General features: G+C 38.7%; 2 protein-coding genes. Both read left to right on the forward strand.

Going from position 1 to position 3,006, the window contains the following annotated elements:
• Positions 1–421 precede the first annotated feature (421 nt).
• Positions 422–2,062, forward strand: a complete 1,641-nt coding sequence (locus tag ACUVJL_RS29200) for an McrB family protein (protein WP_445249047.1) — start codon at positions 422–424, stop codon at positions 2,060–2,062.
• Between the two features lie 56 nt (positions 2,063–2,118).
• Positions 2,119–3,006: McrC family protein (locus ACUVJL_RS29205; RefSeq protein WP_445249048.1), on the forward strand; the 888-nt coding region annotated here is incomplete at its 3' end.

Here is a 3,006-nt window from a genome sequence, read left to right on the forward strand (position 1 = left end):
TTTAAGGCAAGTTGACCGATCGCAAATTCCCCATTTGCCCGATCGCATTATTGCTGCTACTGCTTTGTCTCTTAATGTACCCGTTATTTGTCGCGATCGCCGGATTCAATTATCTAGTATAGACACAATTTGGTAAATCTGAGTCACTCGGCGCAACTTTAACTTTTCCGGGAACTGTTGTTAGCGGTTTTGCCTGTGTTACTGGTTTGGGAGGGCTATTGATGTGGGTAAGGATGGGGGGTGCGATCGCATCTCAGATATCTGGTGTCGGGAAGGGCGATCGTATTTTAGATGATAAAACATGAAGCAACAGGTAGGGTGATCGAAGATCGAAGTAGGGGCGAGCGGTGGTTTCAAGAACCGCTATCAGCTACAATTAAAGTCAGGAGAACAATTAAAAACTCTCAAAGAATAAGACAACATGAAAAAAATTTTTGTACATCCAGACTGTCCTTTTTTACCAGAGACATTTAACTTATTGACCCAATTTTATGAAAACCCTAGCTCCGATTTTTACATGGCACATAAAAAAGATTTTTTACAATATGTAGAAGAGCCATTGAGGTATATTTTCAGTCATGTAGAAGAGCTGTTGCCTGATTTTATAAAAAAATATATAAATATCAAGTGGGAGCAACTTGGCTCCATTGTTGAAACAAACGGTTTACAATCAGTAGCTTACAGTGTGGCTTTTGGTTATGGAGACATCAATTATATAGAGGATGCTCACTTAATGCTAAGATTTGACAACCAAGACTTAACTTTTGGTTTGTATGCAGAATTTAACGAGCTTGATTATATAAGAGATAAATATGAGAGCAATTATATAAATAATCCAAGGGCAATCAACAGCCTTAAACTTTATAAGCTTCCCAATCAATATCATTGCTATTTAACTAATAGAATCATTAGTCAGAATTCCTATAGACCTGAATATCGCCAGATCGTAGTTAAACCTCAAAAATATATTGATGAATTATTAAATAGTATTATTTATTTAACGAGCGAACAACCACCAGATTTCAAAGAAAATGAAATTATTAATATTCAGGTTGCTAGATCGCTTGCAGCCGAAGAAGTATTAGGATATTCTGCAAAACAGTTAATTTACATAATAGCACAAACCTTTAAAAAAGTATTTCCATTATTTTTTTTGTGTTCCAATATAGTGGAGAATGATTCACCTCTACCTATCAATGAATATTTTTCAGTATATGAAAAAGAATTTAATCGATCGTACAATCTCGAAGAATTTTCAGAACAAACGGGTTTTCAAACATCTGATCTCAACCGCTGGATATCCACCATCCACCGTAAGAAACAAGCCATTTTACAAGGCCCGCCCGGAACCGGAAAAACCTTCCTCGCTCAAAAACTTGCCCAACACTTAATCGGTGGCGGTGACGGCTTTTCAGACACGATTCAATTTCATCCAGCTTATACTTATGAAGACTTTATTCAAGGCATCCGTCCGCAAAGTCAAGATGGGCAATTAACCTATCCCATAGTTCCCGGCAGATTCCTCGAATTTTGCAAAAAAGCCGAAGCCTGTGAAGACACTTGCATTCTGATTATTGATGAAATTAACCGTGCAAATTTATCTCAGGTATTTGGAGAGTTGATGTATTTGCTTGATGACCGCGATCGCACCGTTAAATTAGCGAGTGGCGAAGAATTTAGAATCCCTACAAATGTCCGCATTATCGGCACAATGAACACCGCAGACCGTTCTATTGCCTTAGTCGATAACGCACTCCGCCGCCGCTTCACATTCATTCCCGTCTATCCAAACTATGAAGTCCTGCGACAGTATCACCAGAGAGAAAAAACAGGTTTTCCAGTTGATAAATTAACTAGCATTCTAGAAGATGTCAATCGCGCAATTAACAACAAACACTATGAATTAGGCATCTCCTTCTTTTTGACAAAAACCTTAGTTGAAGATATCCCAGATATTTGGGAAATGGAAATTGAGCCATACCTCGAAGAATACTTCTTTGATAACCTGGAAAAAATGGATGAGTTTCTCTGGGAGAATATCAAGAATAAATTGGGCTATTGACAATCTAACGCCGTCATTAACGCCGATACCGTGGCGTTACCGCATCCACCACAATTATGAAACCAGAATCCAGCCGACTTATCGAACTTACAGAATATCAATTAGCAACTTTTGAACAAGATTTTATCCCCGAATCAGTAGGACAAAAAATACACCAGAATTATGACAAGGAAATCGATATAGAATTTCCCAACTTTAAAACAAAATATCAATGGCACTTAAAATCTAAAGGCCGAGTTGGCAACATTCCCATCACTCCAGAATTTCAAATCGCCATCCGCCCAAAGGTTCCCATAAACAACCTCTTCGGAATGATTGACTATGCCTACAAGCTTAAGATAAAATTTCCCCAAGGCTCGATTCAGTGCCAATCTTTACAAGAAAGTTACGAGAGATTAGCTAACATTCTTGCCCAAAAAATTCTAGAACGCTGTCGCAAAGGATTATATCGCCATTACTTATCCAAAACAGAAAGACTCGCCTACATTCGCGGCCGCGTCGATTTGCGGTCAGCCCTGCAAAAACCTTGGGATGTTAAACTAAAATGCCACTATAACGAACAAACAGGCGACATCGAAGATAATCAAATTCTGGCTTGGACACTTTTCATCATTGGCCGCAGCGGTTTGTGCGGTGAATCTGTTTCATCCACTGTGCGAAAAGCCTTTCACGCACTCCAAGGATTTGTTACATTAAAACAGTTTAAATCAGAAGCTTGTATTGATAGAAATTATCACCGTTTGAATCAAGATTATCAACTTTTACACGCCTTATGTCGATTCTTTTTAGATAACACAGGGCCCAGTCACGAAACAGGCGATCGCGAAATGCTCCCTTTTCTCATAGACATGGCTAATTTATATGAACAATTTGTCGCTGAATGGCTCAAAGCAAATACACCAAAAGGCTTTTTTGTCAAACAACAACACCGAGTCACCCATGAC

Origin of the sequence: Microcoleus sp. OTE_8_concoct_300 (assembly GCF_031383065.1) — a bacterium.
Lineage (GTDB): Bacteria > Cyanobacteriota > Cyanobacteriia > Cyanobacteriales > Microcoleaceae > Microcoleus.